This window comes from Helcobacillus massiliensis (assembly GCF_033106145.1).
Lineage (GTDB): Bacteria > Actinomycetota > Actinomycetes > Actinomycetales > Dermabacteraceae > Helcobacillus > Helcobacillus massiliensis.
This window is the reverse complement of the sequence record NZ_CP136959.1, coordinates 2,180,459-2,201,407: the sequence shown is the minus strand read 5'-3', so window position 1 is coordinate 2,201,407 and position 20,949 is coordinate 2,180,459. Positions and strand designations below refer to the sequence as shown.

At 70.3% G+C, this 20,949-nt stretch carries 16 protein-coding genes and 2 pseudogenes; 8 read left to right on the top strand and 10 right to left on the bottom strand.

What is annotated here, in order from left to right; translation table 11 throughout:
* Position 1: 1 nt before the first annotated feature.
* Positions 2–256 carry a hypothetical protein gene (locus R3I40_RS10070; RefSeq protein ID WP_259923701.1) on the bottom strand — a complete coding sequence of 85 codons (255 nt, stop codon included), beginning with the start codon at positions 254–256 and terminating at the stop codon, positions 2–4.
* Positions 257–553: 297 nt separating this feature from the next.
* Between R3I40_RS10070 and R3I40_RS10065 the strand changes: the two genes are divergently transcribed.
* The 6 genes and pseudogenes from R3I40_RS10065 (at position 554) to R3I40_RS10040 (ending at position 6,222) form a co-directional block, all read left to right on the top strand.
* Complete coding sequence (locus tag R3I40_RS10065; RefSeq protein ID WP_285261739.1) at positions 554–1,279, top strand: CPBP family intramembrane glutamic endopeptidase; 726 nt, start codon at positions 554–556, stop codon at positions 1,277–1,279.
* Positions 1,280–1,567: 288 nt separating this feature from the next.
* Positions 1,568–2,893 carry an ISL3 family transposase gene (locus R3I40_RS10060; protein WP_285261740.1) on the top strand — a complete coding sequence of 442 codons (1,326 nt, stop codon included), beginning with the start codon at positions 1,568–1,570 and terminating at the stop codon, positions 2,891–2,893.
* 99 nt (positions 2,894–2,992) lie between these two features.
* Positions 2,993–3,490 (top strand): annotated as a pseudogene (locus R3I40_RS10055) (hypothetical protein); the annotation flags it as partial.
* A gap of 87 nt (positions 3,491–3,577) precedes the next feature.
* Positions 3,578–3,946, top strand: coding sequence for a Cd(II)/Pb(II)-sensing metalloregulatory transcriptional regulator CmtR (gene cmtR / locus R3I40_RS10050; RefSeq protein WP_259923704.1), 369 nt, complete (start codon positions 3,578–3,580; stop codon positions 3,944–3,946).
* Positions 3,943–5,907, top strand: a complete 1,965-nt coding sequence (locus R3I40_RS10045; RefSeq protein ID WP_317700143.1) for a heavy metal translocating P-type ATPase — start codon at positions 3,943–3,945, stop codon at positions 5,905–5,907. Before cmtR ends, R3I40_RS10045 begins: the two co-directional genes overlap by 4 nt.
* A 12-nt stretch (positions 5,908–5,919) precedes the next feature.
* The gene (locus R3I40_RS10040; protein WP_285261742.1) at positions 5,920–6,222 is read left to right on the top strand and encodes a thioredoxin family protein; all 303 of its coding nucleotides are present in this window, start codon (positions 5,920–5,922) and stop codon (positions 6,220–6,222) included.
* Positions 6,223–6,370: 148 nt separating this feature from the next.
* Here the strand turns inward: R3I40_RS10040 and R3I40_RS10035 are convergent.
* Together R3I40_RS10035 and R3I40_RS10030 are read right to left on the bottom strand one after the other, a co-directional pair.
* Positions 6,371–6,589 (bottom strand): annotated as a pseudogene (locus tag R3I40_RS10035) (LLM class flavin-dependent oxidoreductase); the annotation flags it as partial.
* A 125-nt stretch (positions 6,590–6,714) separates the two neighbouring features.
* Entirely contained in the window at positions 6,715–7,260 is a 546-nt protein-coding gene (locus R3I40_RS10030) for an SRPBCC domain-containing protein (protein ID WP_246371026.1), read from the bottom strand.
* A 201-nt stretch (positions 7,261–7,461) separates the two neighbouring features.
* On the opposite strand from R3I40_RS10030, the gene R3I40_RS10025 reads away from it, so the two are divergent.
* Positions 7,462–8,289 carry a glycerophosphodiester phosphodiesterase gene (locus tag R3I40_RS10025; RefSeq protein ID WP_239376847.1) on the top strand — a complete coding sequence of 276 codons (828 nt, stop codon included), beginning with the start codon at positions 7,462–7,464 and terminating at the stop codon, positions 8,287–8,289.
* A 39-nt stretch (positions 8,290–8,328) separates the two neighbouring features.
* Here the strand turns inward: R3I40_RS10025 and R3I40_RS10020 are convergent, their stop codons facing one another.
* The 6 genes from R3I40_RS10020 to R3I40_RS09995 all read right to left on the bottom strand — a co-directional run bounded on the left by R3I40_RS10020 (position 8,329) and on the right by R3I40_RS09995 (position 18,077).
* Positions 8,329–9,552 carry an IS110 family RNA-guided transposase gene (locus tag R3I40_RS10020; protein ID WP_183375371.1) on the bottom strand — a complete coding sequence of 408 codons (1,224 nt, stop codon included), beginning with the start codon at positions 9,550–9,552 and terminating at the stop codon, positions 8,329–8,331.
* 236 nt (positions 9,553–9,788) lie between these two features.
* Positions 9,789–10,667 (bottom strand): anchored repeat-type ABC transporter permease subunit, encoded by an 879-nt coding sequence (locus tag R3I40_RS10015; RefSeq protein ID WP_285262480.1) that lies wholly within the window; start codon positions 10,665–10,667, stop codon positions 9,789–9,791.
* Positions 10,661–11,482 (bottom strand): anchored repeat-type ABC transporter ATP-binding subunit, encoded by an 822-nt coding sequence (locus R3I40_RS10010; RefSeq protein ID WP_285262479.1) that lies wholly within the window; start codon positions 11,480–11,482, stop codon positions 10,661–10,663. Before R3I40_RS10010 ends, R3I40_RS10015 begins: the two co-directional genes overlap by 7 nt.
* On the bottom strand, positions 11,479–12,591 hold the full coding sequence (locus R3I40_RS10005) for a choice-of-anchor M domain-containing protein (RefSeq protein ID WP_285262478.1): 1,113 nt from the start codon (positions 12,589–12,591) through the stop codon (positions 11,479–11,481). Before R3I40_RS10005 ends, R3I40_RS10010 begins: the two co-directional genes overlap by 4 nt.
* A 12-nt stretch (positions 12,592–12,603) precedes the next feature.
* Entirely contained in the window at positions 12,604–14,316 is a 1,713-nt protein-coding gene (locus tag R3I40_RS10000; RefSeq protein ID WP_317699973.1) for an anchored repeat ABC transporter, substrate-binding protein, read from the bottom strand.
* Complete coding sequence (locus tag R3I40_RS09995; RefSeq protein WP_285262476.1) at positions 14,313–18,077, bottom strand: choice-of-anchor M domain-containing protein; 3,765 nt, start codon at positions 18,075–18,077, stop codon at positions 14,313–14,315. Before R3I40_RS09995 ends, R3I40_RS10000 begins: the two co-directional genes overlap by 4 nt.
* Before the next feature lie 452 nt (positions 18,078–18,529).
* On the opposite strand from R3I40_RS09995, the gene gdhA reads away from it, so the two are divergent.
* Entirely contained in the window at positions 18,530–19,873 is a 1,344-nt protein-coding gene (gene gdhA, locus R3I40_RS09990; protein WP_183377150.1) for an NADP-specific glutamate dehydrogenase, read from the top strand.
* 240 nt (positions 19,874–20,113) lie between these two features.
* Here gdhA and R3I40_RS09985 read toward each other — a convergent pair whose 3' ends face one another.
* Complete coding sequence (locus R3I40_RS09985; RefSeq protein WP_285262475.1) at positions 20,114–20,740, bottom strand: GNAT family N-acetyltransferase; 627 nt, start codon at positions 20,738–20,740, stop codon at positions 20,114–20,116.
* Positions 20,741–20,949: the final 209 nt, after the last annotated feature.

Below are 20,949 nucleotides of genomic sequence, written 5' to 3'. Positions count from 1 at the left end.
GTCAGTGCCGCTCGGCGGCCCGCTTCGCTCCCACCATCGCACAGGCGGAACCGATGAGGGCGAGGAAGCCGAGCGCGATGCAGCTACCGACGCTCCACCACGGGACGCCCTCCACGTCACGTTGGATGAGCGTGCCCACCGCTCTCATGACGAGCGCGACCGCGCACAGCAAGGTCGGGATCCAGGCCGCCCGATGGTTGGCGCGCCAAGCGGCCTCATCCTCGAGCAACAGCGGCAGCCGGTACACGAACTTCAACCGGTGGTCCGGGCAGGGTGCGTCGCCACGTGCGCTCGAGAAGGTCCGATCCCTCACGCATCAGCGTGGAGAGTTGGACCGGGTAGCATCGATCGACTCGACGATCGTGCGCGTGCATCAGCACGGCTGGACGCCCGCCCGGGCACTCGCCTTCCTGCTGACGTCGGACCACACGGCGGACACGAGCATGCTCAGTCGCACCATGGAAGCGGTCGTCTCGCAGTGCAGCAGTCTCCTCACACAAAGGACGACCTTCTGGGGATCCCACGCTTGGGGGCGCTGCGGCATGATGGACAGATGTCGATAGTCACTACAGATTCCCCTCTGCGCGATACTGATTCGCCGCCGCGAATCTCGGTGGCCACCGTTTTTGTCAACGGTGGCGCGTTGATTGGCTACACGGCACTGAGCCTCGGCGTCCTTGTTGCAGTCTTTCTCTTGAGTTCTGATCCCCTGTCCAGTGCCCGCACGATAGTCGCCGTATTCATGTCCCTGCACGCAGCAGGCGGCTTAACACTGGTGATCTGGCTGTCCCGACGCCGCGGCATCCCAATACGCGCGCTCGGAGTTCGACGACCCGGGTGGAAGCTGCTGCATGCGCTTTGGGAGTTCCCTCTTATTCTAATTGTCGCGACTATGGCCCAAATCCTGTTCAGCGTGTTAATCTTGGGCCAGAGTGAGCCACCCGACAATGGGGCGAGCCGCGACATTGCGGGCGTTGGCCCGCTAGTATTTATGGTGGGTTTACTTGGGACGGCCGCGCTAACCCCCCTATGGGAAGAGTTGTTCTTTCGGGGCGTGCTTCAGGGTGCGGCTTCTCAGCGCTGGGGATCTTTGATCGGTAGTATCGTAACCGCGATTACTTTCGCGGTCTCCCACAGCTACCTAATCCTACTGCCCTACTACCTCGTCCTCGGCCTTGGCCTGAGCTTGCTGCGCGTGTTTCACCGCGATCTCTGGGGTTCCTTGGCCGTGCACATGGGGCTCAATGGACTCGTGAGTATGGTGGCCCTCATGGCGTGAACTGATTCAAGTTTGTTCTTGCCGAGTTGCACGCGGTTTGGCGCGCTGGATTCTGAGGAATCTATCGCAGATGTCCAGTGTGTGCGACCCGATTCGCTAGCGGCTAGGGCGTGTTGCTAAAGGGTGGCAGCGGCGTTCAGGTGGCACTTGACGTATGGCGCGTGCTGAATATTCGGCTCTTCAGAGTTGAGTGTGGGCGCGCCGGTGGTGCGGGGTAGTTGGGGTTAGACGTCGAGGTCCTTGGTGATGAGCGGACTTCAACCCCCGCTGATCTCAAGGATCTCGACGATGCCCAACCATAGGTGCGTATGCCCTGACGCGCTCGATCGCTGCGACCGATGCGATGTTCTCCTCGACTTCCCCAGCCTCCACCTGGTCGCGGTCACGCAGGCTCCGTCGGGCCTGATGCTTGAGGTGGAGTCCTGCGATCCGGTCATGGGCTGCCCCGGCGGCGGGGTCATCGCCACCGGTCACGGCCGGGTGGTGGTCGAGGTGATCGATGCTCCGTGGGCGGGTCGGCCGGTGCGGATTCGGTGGTGCAAGCGTCGCTGGATCTGTCTCGAGGGCGTCTGTGAGGTGGTCGCGTTCGTCGAGCAGGACCCCGGGGTATGCGCGCCGCGGGGGCTGTTGAGCACGCGCGCGATCCGGTGGGCGATCCGCCTGCTCCGCTACGAGGGGGCGACGGTCCAGGGCTTGGCCCGGCAGCTTGGCACGACGTGGAACACGGTCTGGTCCCAGGTTCGGCCAGTCCTGATCGAGGCCGCGAATGACCCGGTCCGCCTCGAGGACGTACAGGTCCTGGGCGTGGACGAACACATCTGGCATCACCGTGACCCGCGCCGGCGCGGCCCGAAGGAGCTCACCGGGATGGTCGATCTGACTCGCGGGCCCCACCCCACTGCCAGGCTGCTGGACCTGATCCCTGGCCGATCCGGCAAGGCCTACCGAGACTGGCTCGACGAGCGGGGCGATGAGTTCCGCAAGCGGGTCGAGATCGCGACGCTGGACCCGTTCCAGGGATACAAGAACGCGATCGATGACCAGCTCGAGGGCGCCACCTGCGTGCTGGATGCGTTCCACATCGTCAAGCTCGCCGGGGCTGCGGTCGATGATGTCCGCCGCCGGATCCAGCAGGAGGCCCTCGGCCGCCGAGGCCGCAAGGGCGAGCCTCTCTATGGGATCCGTCATGTTCTCCGCGCTGGACGGGAACGCCTCACGCCGCGTCAGCAGACTCGTCTGGCCAGCGCATTCGCGGCCCATCCCGATCATGTTGCGGTCGAGGTCGCCTATCAGTGCGCCCAGGACGTCCGAGACGTGTTCCGCCAGCCCACGCCCGCCCGAGGCCGACGACTGGCCGAGCAGCTGATCGAGAGGCTGCCGTCCTGCCCGATTCCGGAGATCGCCAGGCTCGGTAAGACCCTGCGTCGATGGAAGAACGCGTTCTTGGCCTACTTCGATACTGACGGCGCGAGCAACGGCGGTACCGAGGCCATCAACGGGATCATCGAACTCGGCCGCTGCATCGCCAGAGGGTTCCGCAACGTCGAGCACTACCGTCTCCGCATGCTCCTCATCACCGGCGGACTCGACGCCTCACCCCACACCCAACTCTGAAGAGCCCCGTTAGTGCCCCACACCACCCCCAAAACCACCCATCACCCCAGGTCACAGCCCCGCCAGACAGCCAACCCCAACTCGATGACCTAAGTCAGGATTGACGGGCTCAAGGCCCAGGCCGCCGCGAACCAGAAGCTCGTGAGTCAAGCCGGCGGCGCGGTGAAGCGAATCGAGAAGCGCACCGAAGAGCGGGTCGAGAAGGCCGTCGAGCAGGTCGCCGGGGAGGCCTCGGCCACGATGACGGCGAACATCGACGCGTCGAACGAGCGCGCCGAGCGGATCATCGCGGCGACGGCGAAGCTGGAAGCGCGTCAGCTCTGGTCGGCGGCCGCGGCGATGTGCCTCGCCCTCCTGCCGGTGGTCGTGGTCGTCGCCGGGCTTTGGATGGGTATCGCCGGGCTCATCACCGGCGCTCAGTGGGCGCTGGACGTGGACGGGAGCGTGTGGCTCGGCATCGGGCGGTGGCTCGCGGTCGGCGCTGGCCTTGCCGGGTCCGGCTACGGGCTCTTCGCGTCCGTCCGGTGGGCCGCCGGTCTCGTGGAGACGTGGAAGGGCCGCGGGATGCCGACGTGGCCGAGCTGGCGCAAGAGGTGACCGTGATTCCCGAGGGCAAGCGCGCGGAGCGCGTGCGGCAGCCCTGCAACTGGACGATAGGTCAGCACACACTGTATAGTTCAGTGCATGCTGACTATTGCTTCGCGCCTCGACGTCATGAACCGGCTGGGCCGGGCCATGGCGGACCCGACGCGCTCCAAGATACTGATGTCCCTGCTCGACGGCCCGAGCCACCCCGCCGTGCTCTCGCGCGAGTTGGGGCTGACGCGGTCGAACGTGTCGAACCACCTAGCCTGCCTGCGCGACTGCGGGATCGTGGTCGCCGAGCCCGAGGGCCGCCAGACCCGCTACGAGATCGCCGACCCACACCTGGCCGCGGCGCTGACGGCGCTGGTGGACGTCACGCTCGCGGTGGACGAGAGCGCGCCGTGCATCGACCCGCACTGTTCGGTGCCCGGCTGCTGCGCCGCGACCGGTTCAGGGGACGCCTCGTGAGCGCCGCCTGCGGCTGCGACGAGCCGACCACCAGTGCCGCCGAAGGGGCCGAGGAGGCCGAGCGCCCGTGGTGGCGCGATCCGGGTCTGGTGGTGCCGATCCTCTCCGGCGTCGCGTTCGGCACCGGCCTGGTGCTGGAGTGGTCGGGACTGCACATCGCGGCGCTGGTCGCGTTCTGGGCGGGCCTGCTGCTGGGCGCGTACACGTTCGCGCCCGGCGCGCTGCGGAACCTGTTCGTCAAGCGGAAGCTGGGGATCGCGCTGCTGATGACGATCAGCGCCGTCGGCGCGGTCATCCTCGGCTACGTCGAAGAGGCCGCCGCGCTGGCGTCCCTGTACTCGATCGCCGAGGCCCTGGAAGACAAGGCGATGGACCGCGCCCGCGGCGGCCTGCGCGCGCTGCTCAAGCTCGTGCCGGAGACCGCCACCGTGCTGCGCGACGGTGCCTCGGTCGAGATCCCGGCGAAGGAGATCGCCGTCGGCGACGTGCTGCTGGTCCGCCCGGGCGAGCGGGTCGCGACCGACGGCCTGGTCCGCGTTGGCCGCTCCAGTCTGGACACGTCGGCGATCACCGGCGAGTCGATCCCGGTCGAGGTCGCGCCCGATGATGCAGTGTCGGCGGGCGCGATCAACACCGCCGGAGTCCTGGAGGTCGAGGCGACCGCGGCGGGCACCGACAACTCGCTGACCACCATTGTGGAGCTGGTCGAGCAGGCCCAGGCCGAGAAGGGCGACCGGGCCCGCATCGCCGACCGGATCGCCCGCCCGCTGGTGCCCGGCGTGATGGTCCTCGCCGTCCTTGTCGGCGTGCTCGGCTCGCTGCTCGGCGACCCCGAGACCTGGATCACCCGCGCCCTGGTCGTCCTCGTCGCCGCCAGCCCGTGCGCGCTGGCGATCGCGGTGCCCGTCACCGTGGTCTCCGCGATCGGCGCGGCGACGAAGTTCGGCGTCGTCATCAAGAGCGGTGCCGCCTTCGAGCGCCTCGGCGGCATCCGCCACCTCGCCGTCGACAAGACCGGCACCCTGACCCGCAACCGGCCCGAGGTCACCGCCGTCGTCGCCGCCGACGGGTTCGACGACGCCCAGGTGCTCGCCTGGGCAGCGGCCGTGGAGCAGCACTCGACGCACCCGCTCGCCGCCGCCATCGCCGCCGCGGGCCAAGGAGCGCCCGCCGCGCAGGACGTGACGGAGGAGGCCGGGCACGGCATTGGCGGCATGGTGGACGGCCGCCGGGTGAGCGTGGGCAGCCCCCGCTGGATCGACGCGGGGCCGCTCAAGGCCCGGGTCGAGGACCTGGAGGCCGAGGGCCAGACTTGCGTGCTCGTGGCCGTCGACGGCGAACTGGCCGGGGCGATCGGCGTCCGCGACGAGCTGCGCCCCGAGGTCCCCGAGGTCGTGCGCACGCTGCGGGCCCAGGGCGTCGAGGTGAGCATGCTCACCGGCGACAACGCCCGCACCGCGCACGCGCTCGCGCAGCTCGCTGGGATCGGCGACGTGCACGCCGAGCTGCGGCCCGAGGACAAGGCCCGCATCGTCGCCCAGCTCTCTAAGGCCTCGCCGACGGCGATGATCGGCGACGGCATCAACGACGCCCCCGCCCTGGCCGGTGCGACCGTGGGCATCGCGATGGGCGCGACCGGATCCGACGCCGCGATCGAGTCCGCCGACGTCGCCTTCACCGGTCACAACCTCGGCCTGATCCCGCAGGCTCTGCGGCACGCCCGCCGGGGCCGGGCGATCATGAACCAGAACATTGTGCTGTCCCTGGCGATCATCACCGTGCTGCTGCCGCTGGCCATCACCGGCGTGCTCGGCCTGGCCGCAGTCGTCCTCGTCCACGAAGTCGCCGAGGTCGTCGTCATCGCCAACGGGCTGCGCGCCGCGCGTGCCCGCAAGAGCCAAGCGGCGGCTGCGTCGCCTGAGACGGCGTCACCGGCCGCAGTCCGCGCGGACAGAGCCTGAGAGGAGTGGATCGTGGAGATCACGTTTCAGTACTTCGACGGGTGCCCGAACTGGGAGGTGCTCGACCGGCGGCTCACCGAGGCCCTCGACGGCCGATCGGACGTCCGCGTCGTGCATCAGCGAGTCGAGACTGCCGAGGACGCCGCCCGCCTCGGGTTCCACGGGTCCCCGACCGTCCTCATTGACGGCTCCGACCCCTTCGCCGACGAGCACACGCCGGTGGGGCTCGCCTGTCGAGTGTTCCGCACTCCTGCCGGGCTGGCTGGTTCGCCCACCGTCGATCAGCTGCGCGAAGTACTCGATGCGCCTCTATGAGGGTGGAGCACCGCCGGGTTGCGCGATCATCGCACCGACGCTCAGCGCAGGAAGAGCCGCCTTCATCGAAAACCAGCCAGGATTGCCGTCAACGTTGTGCTGTAGAGCGCGCCGACGCTGACAACAAGTGCTACAACCCAGGCATGCGCTAGCGCATGTCGATGACGCCGGTGCCGACCTCGATGTGCTTCGTGGTGGCGGCGATCGCGCTGAGCAGCGGGATCGGTGCGCCTGCCTGCGGTGCGAAGTGGTGGACGCGGAAGTAGGCGCCGTTCACGCCGAGGTCATCGGCTGCCCGGGCGATGCCGATGGCGTCGTGGAGCATGCCGGACGCGTCGGGCATGCCGCCGCGGCCGTGCGGGTCGTAGTGGCCGAAGCTGAGGAATCCGAAGCTCTACATGGCCTCACCCTACATGTGGATGATTGAAGCTTCAATCAAAAGTGAGGCGTGGGGCTGGGGCGAGGGCGCCATCCTCACCCCGCGCCCAACCCTCATCCGAACGGCAGCTCGGAGGACTGGCCGGGCAGTTCACCCACGTACTTCTTCTGCAGGTCCCGCCAGCCGTGCTTCATCGCATCATCGCCCACGATCCGCTCCTGCTCCTGGCCCGCGAGCAGCGCATCGAGCACACCGAAGCACACTTGCCAGCCCGCCGCATACATCGACGCGTACTCCGGCTGCATCAGCTCCATCGTGCAGCTCAGCGTGTGCCCCTCCGGTGAGACCGCCCAGGTCAGCCGGTCCTCACCCCACCGGTGCACCAGCTCCTGCGCCGGCGCCACCCGGATCACATCGCACGTGAACCCGGCATCGCCCTCGTGCTCGTGCGCGGTGTACGAGCCCACCTCGGTGAGGGGCCGCTCCGGCACGATCGGCGACCACTGCGCCAGGCGCTCCGGCTGGGTGATGAACTGCCACAGCACGTCCTGCGAGGTCGGCGTGGACGGCCGGTAGCGGAGTGTGAGGAACTCGGGGCCGCGCGGGGCGTCCATCGATGCCGCATAGTCAAGGGTCTGGATGCGCTCGTTGATGTCCATGCGGCCACCCTACCGGCACGTGACCCCCATCACTGACAGCCCAGCGGCGGGTGACGTCCCGGTGTCCCGGCGGTGCACCCGCGGCGAGGACTCGATCAACACTCGGCACACGACCGTCCGAACCGCCAGGGGAGGGGCCGACGCGCCCCTAACCTGGCCATGTCCACGCCCCGGAGGCTCCCCTTCGACGAACGGACCGCCATGAGCCACGCGCTGTCCATACGACCCGCGACCGCACCCGTCGGCCCCGCCGCCCTCACCGGCGGACGAGCGCCGGCCGCCGCGCACACGCCCGCTGGCCCGCCGCGCATCGTCGCCCACCGCGGCGGCGCCCTCCTCGCCCCCGAGAACACCATGGCCGCCTTCCGCGCCGGCCTCGCCGCGGGCGCTCGCACTCTCGAATGCGACGTCCGGCTCACCCGCGACGGCCACCTCGCCGTCCACCACGACGACACCATCACCCGCATGGCCGCCCCCACCAGTGTCCGCACCCGCGGCCGCATCGCCGACCTCACCCGCGCCCAGCTGGAGCAGGTGGAGCTTCGCGGCGGGCACCGCATCCCGTTCCTCGAGGACGTGCTCGCGCTCGCGGGCGCCGCCGGCGCCTCCGTCTACATCGAAGTGAAGGTCGCCGCCGCCGCTGAACCGGTGGCCCGCATGATCCAAGAGATGCGCACCGGCGAAGCGGCCCACGCCGGTGACGCCGTCATCTCCTTCCACCCGGATGCCCTCCAGGTGGTGGGGCGGATCCTGCCTGATGTGGACCGCTCCTTCTTGGTGCACTGGACCCGTCGGGCCGCGTTCGACGTCATCGAGTCCGTCGGCGCGCGCTGGCTCGGCGCCCGCATCGATGGGATCCGCTCCGGCGCCGTCACCGAAGCGCACCGTCGGGGCCTGCGCGTCAACGTGTGGACCGTGAACTCGCACCGGCAGCTGTCCCGCGCGCTCGCCAGCGGCGCCGACACCGTCACCACCGACGACCCGCACTGGGCCGCCCGCCGCCTCGGCCTCGGCTCCGCCGCGCACTGACGCGGCGCACGCAGCCGGGGGGTGTCCCTATGTTTCGAGTCAAGCCGCGAGAGCGGTCGGCTCGGGGGTAGGGGCGGTTGTCGGTGGCTGGTAGTAGGTGCCGTCGCGGAGCATGGCGTAGATGACGTTGCAGCGGCGGCGGGCTAGGCAGATCACGGCGGCGTTGTGCCGTTTGCCTTCGGCGCGTTTGCGATCGTAGTAGGCCTTGGAGATGGGGTCGTGGTTGGAGGCGACCCAGGCGGAGTAGAACAGGGCGTTCTTCAGGCGTTTGTTCCCTGACCGGGCGGGGAACTCTCCGCGGATCGAGGTGCCTGATCTGCGGGTGACCGGCGCGATCCCGGCATAGGCCGCGAGGTGGCTGGCGGACTCAAACGCGGAGCCATCACCGATCGCGAGGAGGATCTGGGCGGCGGTCTTGATGCCGATCCCCGGCATGCTCATCAAGACCGAGGCGAGAGGGAAGTCCTCCAGCATGCCCTCCACTTCGTGGGCCACGGTCGCGCGCTGTTCTTTCAGCTCTTTAACCTGGCCAGCGACTCGGGGGATCACCAGCTCAACCGCTGCGGTGGCGGGCACGATGACGGTCTGCTCGCTAAGGGCTGTGAAGATCTGCTCGACCAGCGTCTCGGGGTCGCGGCGTGAATGCGCGCGGGCGAACCGCAGCACCTTCCTTCGGCCGGCACTTCGGAGGCCGGTGGGTCCGCCAAACTTCTCCAGCAGGTCCAGCACGAGCCCAGTGGAAAGCTTCCCGCCTGCGAAGACGCGCTCGAGCGCGGGGTGGATCTGGGTGAGCAGGGACCGGATCCGGTTCAGCGCCCTTGTGGTCTCGTGAGCGAGGTCCTCATCGAACCCGGCCAGAACCTTCAGCGCGGAGAGGACCTCGCTGTCGCGATCGACCTGCCGGAGGGTGTGAGGCATGGTGCGGGCCGTGTCGGCGATGATGAAAGCATCCCGCGCATCAGTCTTTGACCTGCCCGGATACAGATCCGCGGCCTTCCGCATCGCCAATCCGGGAAGGTAGGCGACTGTGCAGCCGGTATCCCGGGCCACCGCGATCGGCAACGCTCCGATGGTGTTCGGCTGGTCGACGACCAGCAGCACTTCGCCGTGGTTCTGCAGCTGGGTGAACAGCTCGCGAAGTTTGGTCTCGTCCTGCGGGAGGGGCTTGTCGAACAGCTTGTTCCCCTCCGGGTCGAGTGCGCACGCGTGGTGAGCTGTCTTCCCGACGTCCAGGCCGATCACGACCGCGAACCCTGTGTTCATGACGCTGTCCTCCTCATCACTGCTGGCCGCAGTCTCGACACCCGATGCCGGCACCCACGTTACGAAGAGACCTCAGACAGAGCTGGGCCGTGTCCCTATCAGCGGTCAACGCGTGTCTCTCGACCGGGCGGCAACACCCCCCCGGACCATCAATGGCAGGGCAACAAAGCCATACCCGGCCGAGCGACCAGACCCCGTCCATCGGGGTGCTCACAAGGTAACGGGATCGACCCGACTCAGGCGGCGGGAGCGCTGACGGGGGCGCGGCCGACGGAGCGCCGCAGCACCCCGTGCCGCGGCCCGAGGGCCCACGCGGCCGCGAACACCGCCGTGCACACGAGCACGATCACGCCCCCGGTGGGCAGGTCCAGCGCCCACGACAGGTAGATCCCCGCCACTGCGCTGCCGCAGCCGATCCCGGCAGCCGTCAGCATCATCGGCACCAGCCGATCCGTCAGCATCCGCGCCGCCGCCGCGGGCGTGACCAGCAGCGCGATCACCAGGATGTTCCCGATCGTCTGGATGCTCATCACCACCGCCATCGTCACCAGAACGCTCAGCGCAATGTCCAGCAGCAGCACCGGCAGCCCCAGCGCCTGCGCGTAGCCGCGGTCCAGCCCCACGGCCACGAGGTCGCGGTGCAGCAGCATCAGTATCCCCAGCACCAGCAGGCTGCCGATCGCCACCACCACAACCGACGAGTCCGGGATCCCCGTGATGGACCCGAACAGGAACGACGTCAGCGATCCGCTGTACCCGGGTGCGCGGGACATGATGACGATGCCGGCGGCGAACATCCCCACCATCAGCACACCGATGATGCTGTCCGCCCGCAGGCGCCTGCTCGTGCCCAGAACGGCGATCAGAACCGCGGTGACCGCACCGGCGGCGAGCCCGCCGAGCAGCAGCGAGCCCTGCAGCACGAACGCGAGCGCAATGCCGGGGAACACGGCGTGCGCCACGGCATCACCGATGAAGGTCATCCCGCGCAGCACCACGTGGCAGCCCACCACCGCGCACACGATCGCGGAGAGCACCGAGATCAGCAGCGCCTTCGGCAGGAACGACAGCAGCGGGTTCGTCAGGTCCGAGAGGAAGTCGAGCGGGGTCAGCATGTGAAGGCTCCGATCTGACGCAGCAGGGGAGAGGTGGGGCCGACCTCGAAGGTGCGCTGCCACAGCTCGGCATCGCGCAGTTCGGCGGGGGCGCCGGAGGCGATGACGGTCCGGTTCAGCAGTGTGGCGCGGTCGGCGATGTCGAGGGCGTGCGTGAGGTCGTGGGTGGACATGATGATGGCGCACCCGTCGGCCGCGAGGTCGCGGAAGAGGTCGGACAGCAGCTCCTGGCTGGGCATGTCGAGCCCGGTGAAGGGCTCGTCGAGCAGCAGGACGGACGGGCGGCGCACGAGGGCGCGCGCGATCATGACCCGCTGGCGCTGACCGCCGGACATCTCACCGATGGGGCGGTCCCGCAGGTCGAGCATCCGCACGCGCTCGAGTGCGTCGGCGACGGCGGTGAGCTGCGGTCGAGTGGGGCCGAGGAGGCGCCGCACATCCAGCAGGCGGCGCTGCACGAGGCCGAGCTGCACCACGTCCTTCGCGGTGACGGGGAAGTCCCAGTCGATGTCATGCCGCTGCGGCACGTACCCGATCGCACCGTCCTGGTGCACCTCGCCGGCCTCACGGGGAACGAGGCCCTGCAGGGCGCGCAGAAGCGTTGTCTTACCGGCGCCGTTGGGGCCGAGCAGCACGTGGATGCGGCCGGCGTCGGCGCGGATCGAGGCGTCCTCGAGGACCCGTCGGCCGCCGAGGCTGACCGACAGGCTCCGCCCCTCCAGGACGGTCCGCGCATCGGTCGTCTCCGTGGCCCCGCGCTCGCCCGCGCTTGAGGGTGCGGTGGAAGGGGTGCGGCGGGCGGTGGGGGCGGTCACTGCGCCTCCCCTGGGGTGTCTGCGCCGGCGAAGGCTGCCTGTTCAGCGGCGCGTCGGCGCTTGGCCACGACAGCGGCGGCACCTGCGCCGAGCAGAGCGGTGCCGCCGAGGCCGCCGCCGATCATCCACGGCAGCGACGCCGATCCGCCGGACGCTGACCCGCCAGCCGCGGGACCTGCGCTGGACCCATCGGACGCGGCGGACCCGTCGGCCCCGGTGGAGCCGCCAGCAGCACCCGCAGCGCCCTCCGGGGCGGCGGCTTCGCGTGCCGCCTGCGGGGCCGTGGCATCGCCGACTGCGAAGCGCAGCACCCCGGCCGCCACCGGGTCCGCGCCGCTGTCCGGCCGGCCCGGCAGCACCTCCACTCCGACCGTGTACGCCCCTGGCTTTGTGAACACCCAGTTCGCGTGCGTGTGCGTGTTCGTCTCCACGAAAACGTCCTGCGCGGCGCCACCGGCGAGCTTCTCCCCATCCACCAGCAGCTGCGGCGGCGCGAAGTTCCCCGGCTGCAGGAATAGGGTCAGCCGGCCCGGCCCCTGGATGCCGGTGAAGCGCAGCGTGATGCCGTCCGGTGCCTCCTGCACCACCGCCGGGTCCTGCGTGTTCCAGCCGAGCCACACCACGCCGGGGATCTCCGTCTGCGGAATCGTCCACACCTTCTCGCCCGCCTGCGCGCCGAGGAACGCGTACTCCTCCCCGTCGGGCACCGGCAGCTGCGCCGCATCGGGCACCACCAGGACCGCGTCGGCGAGGTCGCGCCACACGGGCGGGGAGGCGTGGTCGTCGCGGGCGGCGAGCACCCACTGGCCGTCCACGATGCGCGGGCCGATGTCCACGTGCCCCACGGACAGATCCGCCGGTTCGCCGTGCACCGCCTGCTCATCGGAGGTGACGGTCTGGTCCAGGGCGGGATCCGCAGAAGGATCGGCCGACGGGTCCGGCGTCGCAGCGCTCGCGGGCGCCGACGCCGCGGCGGCGACGCACAGCGGGGAGACCAGGGCCGCAGCCAGCAGAGCGCGGCGGGACGGCGCGGTCCGAGCCACGATCAGAGCGCGGCGCGGCAGCGGGGCCGAAGCGGCCGGGCGGGCAGGGGGAGGAGTGGATGTCATGGGGATGGTCCTTCAGTCGGAGAGGTTGTGGGTGCCCAGTGGGGTGCCGCCGAGGCCGCGGGCGAGGCTGTCGGCGTTGGCGCGCATCATGTCGGCGTAGGTCCGCACCCCCGGCGTCAGGGCGTCGCCCCAGATGGGGCGCACCTCAACGCCGGCGATCTCGGCGGCGTCGCGCAGGGAGCGGGAGGCGGGGCCTGCGCCCTGTTCGATGAACACCGCCGGCACCGCCAGGTCGCGCAGGGTGGTGGCGAGGCGCCGGCGGTCTGCGATCGACGGCTCCTGCCCCGGCGACGGTGACACCGTGCCCGCGATGTCCAGCCCGTACCGGTGCGCAAGGTAGCCGTAGGCGTCGTGCGTGGTCACGAGGTGGCGCCGCCGCTGAGGGATCGAGTCGATGGAGCGCTGCACGTATGCATCCACCTCGTCGAGCTCCCGGAGGTACTCAGCGGCGCGGGCGCGGTGGGCGGCGGCGTGCTCGGGGTCCAGGCCGACGGCGGCGTCCCGGATCACTTCGACGTACGCCTGCGCGTTGGTGACGTCCTGCCACAGGTGCGGGTCGATCTCGCCGTGCACGTGCCGGCCCAGCACCGCCTGAGGCAGCTGGTACACGTCCGTTCCGGGCCGCCCGATGAACCGGAACGCCGGGTCCGACGGGATCGGCAGCAGCGCCTTCGGCGGCACGTGCACCACCACTGAGTCCAGCGGCAGGTCCTCGGTGGCGTGGGCGGCGCTGCCGGCCGGGGCGGCCCCGTCGGCCCCGCGATCACCGCCGGTCGCGCGATCGGCGCTGCCGGTGGGAGCGTCGACGCGCAGCACCAGGCGCTGCCCGGTGAGGTCCGCGGTGAGGTCGGCGTGCCCGGCATCGATGATGCGGGCGCCTTCACGACCGGGGATGGTCGACGGGTCCGTGCCCGCCGCGATCACCAGCTCTCCCTCGGCCCGCACGGCGCCGCCGACGGAGCCTCCCGTGAACACCGCCGCGAAGCGCGCCCGGTAGACGCCGGGCTCGGTGAACGCCCAGCTCATGTGCGTGTGGGCGTCCAGCGACAGGTCGATGGCGTCGGAGCGGGCGCCGGCGCCGTCGGAGGAGTCGAACACGCTCTGCGGCTGGCCGAAGGTGCCGGTGATGTACCCGTGGAGGTCGCCGGGCCCGTCGGCCCCGATCAGGGAGAGGCGCGTGGTGGCGAGCCGGTCCGCGGGGCGCTTCCCGTCGGCCCCGCCCGCTGCGCTCCCGTCGGCGGTGGCGTCCCCGCCGGGTGCGCCCGAGACGCGCAGGCCGAGCCACACCGTGTCGAGCGAGCGCGACTCCACCAGCGGGATCACCTCCGCGCCGTGCTGGCTCGCCTCCTCCGCGAGGGCGAGGTGGCGCACACCCGGTGCGAGATTCGCGTCGATCATGCGGATCAGGGACTGCTCCTCGAGCATCAGATAGTTCGAGAGCGCCAGGTCCGCGTGGGCGACGTCCCGCACCGCACGGGGCGTCGGCTCATAGGAATGCGGGTCGCCGCCCTCGGGAACGAGGGAGGTGACGCGGCCGTCGGCGCCCACCACACGGCGTGCGAGATCCGCGAGGATCCCCGTGGTGGTGATGATCGACAGGCCGTGCGCGTCCACAGTGCCGCTGCTGCGGCCCGGCAGAGCAATGGCGGCGGTGAGCGCGCCGGCGGCGCCTGCCCCGAGCATGGTGCGTCGGGTCAGGCGCCGCCGGGTAAGCGGGGTGCTCACGGCGCGTCGGTCTCCCCACCGCGGCTCGGAGCGCTCGCCTGGGCGGAGCGTCCCGTCAGCGCGGTCGCGGAGCGTCGACGGTGCGCGACAAGAGCCGCACCGCCGAGCACGGCGAGCATCGCAGCGGCCACGATCGGGGCGACGGTCGCACCGGTGCGCGGCATCGACCCGGTGGGGATGCAGGGGTTCGCACCGGCGCCGGGGCCTGCCGTACCGGGCAGTGCGCCCGCGGCGCCCTGGGCGGCCGCATCTGCGGCGTCCTGGCCGGTGCCACCGGCAGCGCTCTTTTCGCTACCGGCGGCTGCGGGGCCGCCGCTGCCGGAACCGGAGAACCACTTCTCGCCCACCACGGAGCCGAAGTTGCCGGAGGTGAACACGCCCACGTTGCCGGGGCCGCTGACGCTCTCCAGGGTCAGCTGCACCGTGCCGGTGGTGCCGTCCACGATCGACGGGTGCATCGAGTTCGCGCCCAGCCACGGGACGCCCGCGATCTGCGAGGCGGGGATCATCCAGACGTCCGACCCGGCGGGGGCTACGAACTCAATGCCGGCCGGCGCCTTCGTCTTCGCGGTGTCGTTCAGCGCGAACGTCATCGACGACGGCTTCACCCACTTGGCGGGGGAGGAGCGGTCGTCCTTCACCGCGCCGACCAGGGTGCCGTTCGCGTACTGGGCGCCGAAGTCGAAGTGACCGTCCGTGACGCCCTTGGCGTTCGGGCCCACCTCGAACTTCAGGTGCGACCGCGAGGTTGCTGTCTTCCCATCCTTCCCGGTGACGGTCTGGCGGATCACGAGGGTGTACGAACCCGGCTTGGAGAACACCCAATTCGGGTGGACGTGGGTCTTCGCTGGGATCGTGTAGCTGCCGCTCACGGCCGCCGTCACGATCTGCGCCACCGAGCCCGCGGTGAAGCGTGCGGCGAAGCTGCTCGTGAGGGCACCGGAGAAGCTGGTGCCGCCCGGGGCCGGGCCCGACGGGGTCAGCGCAGCGCCACCGGCATCGGAGGCGCCGGATGCACCGCCCGCATCGGACGCGCCGCCGGCATCGGAGGCACCCGCGCCGGAGAAGTCCGCCGGATCGCACTCGGTCATCGCGGGCTGCTTCATGCCGCCCACGCCCGACGGGGCCGCAGCGCCCATCGGGGCACCGGAACCGGAGTCACCGGCCGGGGCCGGAGCACCGGTGACGGAAGCCGGAGAGCCGCCGCCCGCCGGCAGAGCGCCGTTCTGGGCGCCGCCGGCGTCGCCGGTGCCTGCATCGCCGCCGGGTGCGCCGGTGTCGCCGCCGGTGGAACCGGGCTGGTCAGCGGACCCGTCGGCCCTGGAGCCCGGCGTACCTGAGGCCGGGGCGTCATCGCCGGCCGCGCCGCCGCTGGCCTTGCCGCGGAAGTCATCGCCCACGGTGAACGTGTAGGTCTGCTCCTTCGAGGCGACGGCCCGGCCCTTCGCGGTGCCGCGCGCCTGCACGGTCACCGTGTACACACCCGGCTTGGTGAACACCCAATTCGCGTGGGTGTGCGCCGGGAAGGTCTGCTTGCGCACCGCCCCGGCCTTCAGCTCGGTGGCGCCGCCGGTGAGCAGCGGGGTCTGCTTGCCGAAGGCGTCGGACCCGAACAGGTGGATCTTCCCGGGGCCGGTCACCTTCGTGACCGCGAGGTCCACACGATCGGCGACACCGCCGCCCTTGATGCCCTGGGTGTCCCACCCGGGCCACAGAACGTCCTGCTTCTGCGCCTGCGGCAGGTACCAGGCGGTGCCGGCGCCGGGCCACCCCTGCGGGATGGTGGTCTTCGCGGCGTCCTTCACGTGCAGCTCCACGGACGCCGGGTCGCGGGTCACGTGCGAGCCGGTGACGTCCTCGGACAGGCCCAGGTTCAGCGCGCCGTTCTTCGCGGTGACGTGCCAGATGTCCACGTGGCCGCGCTCGAGGATGATGCGCTTCTGCGCGTTGTCCGGCTTCGGAGCGGGCTTCGTACCCGGCTTCGTGCCGGGCTTCGGCGCGGGTGCGGAGCCATCGCCGGGGAAGAGGACATCGGGGTCCTCGCCGTCGGAGCCGTCAGAGCCGGTGTCGTTCCCGTCGCCCGGGGTGGTCGTGTCTTCGCCGTCGGAGCCGTCAGAGCCCGTGTCGTCACCGGGGAACGGAATCTCCGGGTCCTCGGGAGCCGGATCGGTCGGCGCGGGGTCCTCCGGCTTCGGCGACGTCTCGCCGGTGCGCTCACAGGCGTTGGCGATCGCGTCGGTCCCCACGGCGTACCAGGCGTCCAGGGTCGCGTATTTACGGGTGCCGTCCGGCTTCACGATCTCCACCCAGTAGTACACCGTGTAGTAGCCGGGCTCGGAGAAGAACTGCGCGCGGTGCGTGTGGGTGCGCCCCGGCATGTCGATCTGCTGGTCCTCGTAGTTGGTCGAATCCAGATCAACGGCGAACTTGCCGCTGCCCGAATCGAAGTGACCGAGGGCGAAGCGCGCGTTCGGCGACGGCGCTTCCACGCCGAGCAGGCCGATGGAGACCTTCGATCCCTCAGGGACGTCCAGGTCCTCGGTGGAGAAGCCCATCCACGGCAGGTTCTCGTCCTGGATCTCCGGCAGCTGGTAGGCGGAGGTGGAGTTCAGCGCCGCGGAGAGGTCCGCGGTGGCGCCGGTGGCCGGAATGTCGGACTTCGCCGAATCCGGCACCTCGATCACGAAGGAGGCCGAGCCGAGGTCCACCGGCTTCCCCTTCGGTCCGTCCCAGCGGAGGAAGGCGCGCAGGTTGTCCGCGGAACCGGCCCCGCGCACGTCCAGGTGGCCGCTGTCGATGTGCGTGCAGACGTTGTCAGCGGGATCAGTGGCCCCCGGCTTCTTCGTGGGGTTCGGCTGCTCCTTGGCCGGGTCGGACGGATTCGGGGTGCCGGTCTGCTCCTCGATCGGGCGCGTGATGGGAGTGCCCTGGTAGGAGCCGGCGGGCAGCCCCGCCTGCTCATCGGTGCCGACGTACCAGGTCACGGTCCGCACCGGGGAGCTGATGGGCTTGCCGTCGGTGGTGCGGGCGTGGGCCTGCCACTGGACGTCGTAGCGGCCCGGCTTGGTGAACGCCCAGTTGTAGTGGCCGTGAGCACCCGGCTTCATCTTGTTGGACCGGAGGGACGCGGGGGCGCCGTCGGCCGATGAGAACGCGCGCTCGGGGGTGCCGGCGTAGTTGGTTTGGTACACCTCCATCGTGCCCGGGCCCGTGCTGCCCTTCAGTTCGAGGGAGATGGAGGAGGGGTCGATGGTGTCGGGGATGTCGCCGGCGCCGAGGCCGGCCCAGACGGGTGCCCAGTTGGCGTACATGTGCTGAGGGGCGTTCCACACGTGATCGCCCGGCTTGCCGAGGAAGGAGAAGTTCGGGTCGTTGGGCACGGTGATGCGGGAGACCTCGGCGCCGTCGGCGTCGGCATCGGGTCCGAGGCGGACCGCAACGTCGTCGGCCGGGCGCACCGTCTGGCCGTCCACCACCTGCACGTCCAGGTGACCGTCCGTCCAGGACACGTGGGCGGCGTCCACGTGGCGGCGGTAGAGGAGGTCCTTGCCGTCCACGGTGCTGGCGGCGAGGGCGGTCGGCATGGGGAGCACGGAGCCGGCGGCGATGACGGCGAGGCTCAGGGCCATCAGCAGAAGGGGCCGCAGGTCGATGCGGTGGCGGGCTGCGCCGCCGACGGGTGAGGCGGTCAGCGGGCCGGCTGCACCCGTGCGGGGCGGCCCGGGCGGTGCGGCGCGGCCGGGAGAGGTGGGGGCGGGCATGGGTGACCTTTCCAGCGAGAAGGTTCCGGTGCGGGCCGGAACGGGTGGGGAGGGAGCCTGCGGCGGGGCCGACGGACTCATGTCATGAAGATGATAACCGTTCTTAATAGGTTTGGTCGCCGTGCGAGTGAGATATGTGTCGCTGAATCGATCCGGCGTGCGGCTGCCTGCCCTGGTCTCGGTCGACTGTCCGCCCCGGCCTCGGCCGGTTGCCTGCCCCGGAGTCAGCCGGCGGATCGGCGATCGGACAGCGGCACGTGGACGGGGACGGTACGAGCCCCACAGTTCGGGCCGATGAGCCCACCCGGTGCCTGGCGGGGCGGGCAGTATAGGGGTCGCGCGCCCTCCCCGTACCGGGAATCAGTCCACATGGGGGAAAGTGTTTCCCGCATGACGGACAGGGCGTATAGCATCGACCCGTCCCCCACCCGCCCATCACGGAGGTATCGCGCATGGTGAACTCGAGCCTGCAGACCACAATGGACAAAGTCCTTGCACGCAACGCCGGCGAACCCGAGTTCCACCAGGCTGTCCGGGAGATCTTTGAATCGCTCGAAGTGCTGGAGAACCGTCACCCCGAATACGCCGCAGCGTCCGTCTTGGAGCGGATGTGCGAGCCCGAGCGCCAGATCATCTTCCGCGTCCCCTGGGTGGACGATGAGGGCAACGTGTGCGTGAACCGCGGCTTCCGCGTGGAGTTCAACTCCGCCCTCGGCCCGTACAAGGGCGGTCTGCGGTTCCACTCCAGTGTGAACCTCGGCATCATCAAGTTCCTCGGGTTCGAGCAGATCTTCAAGAACGCCCTCACCGGCCTGCCCATCGGCGGCGGGAAGGGCGGCTCCGACTTCGACCCGCACGGCCGCTCCGACGGCGAGATCATGCGCTTCTGCCAGTCGTTCATGGTGGAGCTGCACCGCCACCTCGGCGAGTACACGGACGTTCCCGCCGGTGACATCGGCGTGGGCGGCCGTGAGATCGGCTACCTGTTCGGCCAGTACAAGCGCCTCACCAACCGCTACGAGTCCGGTGTCCTCACCGGCAAGGGCCTGAACTGGGGCGGGTCGCTGGTCCGCACCGAAGCGACCGGCTACGGTGCCACGATCTTCGCCGAGGAGATGCTGAAGGCGAAGGGGAAGAGCTTCGACGGCAAGCGCGTGCTCGTCTCCGGCTCCGGCAATGTGGCCACCTATGCGATCGAGAAGTCGCAGCAGCTCGGTGCCACCGTCGTCACCGCGTCCGACTCCTCCGGCTACGTGGTGGACGAGGACGGCATCGACCTCGACCTGCTCAAGCAGATCAAGGGCGTGGAGCGCGGCCGCATCAGCGAATACGCGGAGCGCCGCGGCGGGAAGTCCCGCTTCGTCAAGGACGGCTCCGTGTGGGATGTTCCCGCCGAAATCGCCCTGCCGTGCGCCACTCAGAACGAGCTCGACGCTGACGCCGCCCGCACCCTTGTGAAGAACGGTTTGGAGGCCCTCAGCGAGGGTGCGAACATGCCGTGCACCCCGGAGGCGATCCACGTTCTGCGCGATGCGAAGGTGCTGTACGGCCCGGGCAAGGCCGCGAACGCCGGCGGTGTGGCCACCTCCGCGCTGGAGATGCAGCAGAACGCCATGCGCGACAGCTGGACCTTCGAGTACACGGAGCAGCGCCTCACCGAGATCATGCGCAACATCCACACCGACTGCCTCGAGACCGCCGAGGAGTACGGGCACCCTGGTGACTACGTGATCGGCGCGAACGTGGCCGGATTCAAGAAGGTCGCCGACGCGATGCTCGCCTTCGGCGTGATCTGATCCGGCCCGGCCCGGCGGCGTGAGCCGCCTCAGTCAGCCTCGGCCCCGCAGCCAGCGCACCTCGCCTGCAGCGCCCCGCCCGCACCGGCCCTGCCCGCACCGGCCCTGCCCGCACCGGCCCCGCCTCCTGCCTGTTCGTTCAGACGGGGTGCGGGGCCGTTTCGCACGTTCAGTCTCTGAGATTGCGGCCTCTCAGCGCCCCGGCCTCTCTCGCTCTCAGCGCTCCGGCCCCTCTCGCTCTCAGCGCTCCGGCCAGTCGTCGGCGAGGACGCCGAACATCATGGTGTCCATCCATTCGCCGGAGCGGTGCAGCGCGGTCTTTCGGGAGTGCTCCTCCAGTCGCATCCCGAGCCGCTTCATCAGCCGCGCGGACGGCTCGTTCGCCGCGAAGCAGCTGCCGCTCACGCGCCGCACGCCGAGGTGGGCGAAGCACGCGGTGATGAGGGCGCCGACGGATTCGGTCGCGTAGCCCCGGCCCGCGGCTTCCGGGTCGAACACCCACCCGAGGACGGCTTCGGTGTTCTTCGCCAGGTGCTCCATGCCGACCTGTGACCAGGCGTCCCCTACCACGGCGCGAAGGTCCCCGATGACGCGACCGTCGAGCTCAACGGCGATGCCGTGCTCGCAGATCGACGGGAACCGTGCCTCGAACGCGGCGAAGTCGGTGATCGACCCGCCGAGCCACTGGTGCACCTCGGGCAGGCTCCGGTACTCCCAGAGGCGGTCGAGGTCGGTGGGGCGGAGGCGGCGCAGAACGAGGCGGTCGGTGCGGATCGGCCAGGGGATGAGGTCGAGTCCGGGCCGGGCGGGGGCGGTGGCTGCGGCGGTGTTGGGGCTGGGGCTCGCGGTGCTGCTGTTCTGGTTCACGCGCGCCAATCTACGCGGGAGCGGAGGCCGGGGCAGGCGCGGCTAGCCACGGCAGCGTGAGTGCTGTGCAAAGGTCGCGCCTCGCCACGGCAGCGCGAGTGCTGTGCAAAAAGTGGAGCGAATCGGGGCCTGCGGGGCGTTACGGAGCCGTACGCCCGGTTTTTGGTCGGAATGTGCACAGGCCCTGCGCCGACCCCAGCCCGGGAGCA

Excerpts from the sequence above, each read along its gene's own strand:
- R3I40_RS10065 (WP_285261739.1), top strand. The coding sequence starts at position 554 with ATGTCGATAGTCACTACAGATTCCCCTCTGCGCGATACTGATTCGCCG.
- R3I40_RS10060 (WP_285261740.1), top strand. The coding sequence starts at position 1,568 with ATGCCCAACCATAGGTGCGTATGCCCTGACGCGCTCGATCGCTGCGAC.
- cmtR (WP_259923704.1), top strand. The coding sequence starts at position 3,578 with ATGCTGACTATTGCTTCGCGCCTCGACGTCATGAACCGGCTGGGCCGG.
- R3I40_RS10030 (WP_246371026.1), bottom strand. The coding sequence starts at position 7,260 with ATGGACATCAACGAGCGCATCCAGACCCTTGACTATGCGGCATCGATG.
- R3I40_RS10025 (WP_239376847.1), top strand. The coding sequence starts at position 7,462 with ATGAGCCACGCGCTGTCCATACGACCCGCGACCGCACCCGTCGGCCCC.
- R3I40_RS10020 (WP_183375371.1), bottom strand. The coding sequence starts at position 9,552 with ATGAACACAGGGTTCGCGGTCGTGATCGGCCTGGACGTCGGGAAGACA.
- R3I40_RS10015 (WP_285262480.1), bottom strand. The coding sequence starts at position 10,667 with ATGCTGACCCCGCTCGACTTCCTCTCGGACCTGACGAACCCGCTGCTG.
- R3I40_RS10005 (WP_285262478.1), bottom strand. The coding sequence starts at position 12,591 with ATGACATCCACTCCTCCCCCTGCCCGCCCGGCCGCTTCGGCCCCGCTG.
- R3I40_RS09995 (WP_285262476.1), bottom strand. The coding sequence starts at position 18,077 with ATGCCCGCCCCCACCTCTCCCGGCCGCGCCGCACCGCCCGGGCCGCCC.
- gdhA (WP_183377150.1), top strand. The coding sequence starts at position 18,530 with ATGGTGAACTCGAGCCTGCAGACCACAATGGACAAAGTCCTTGCACGC.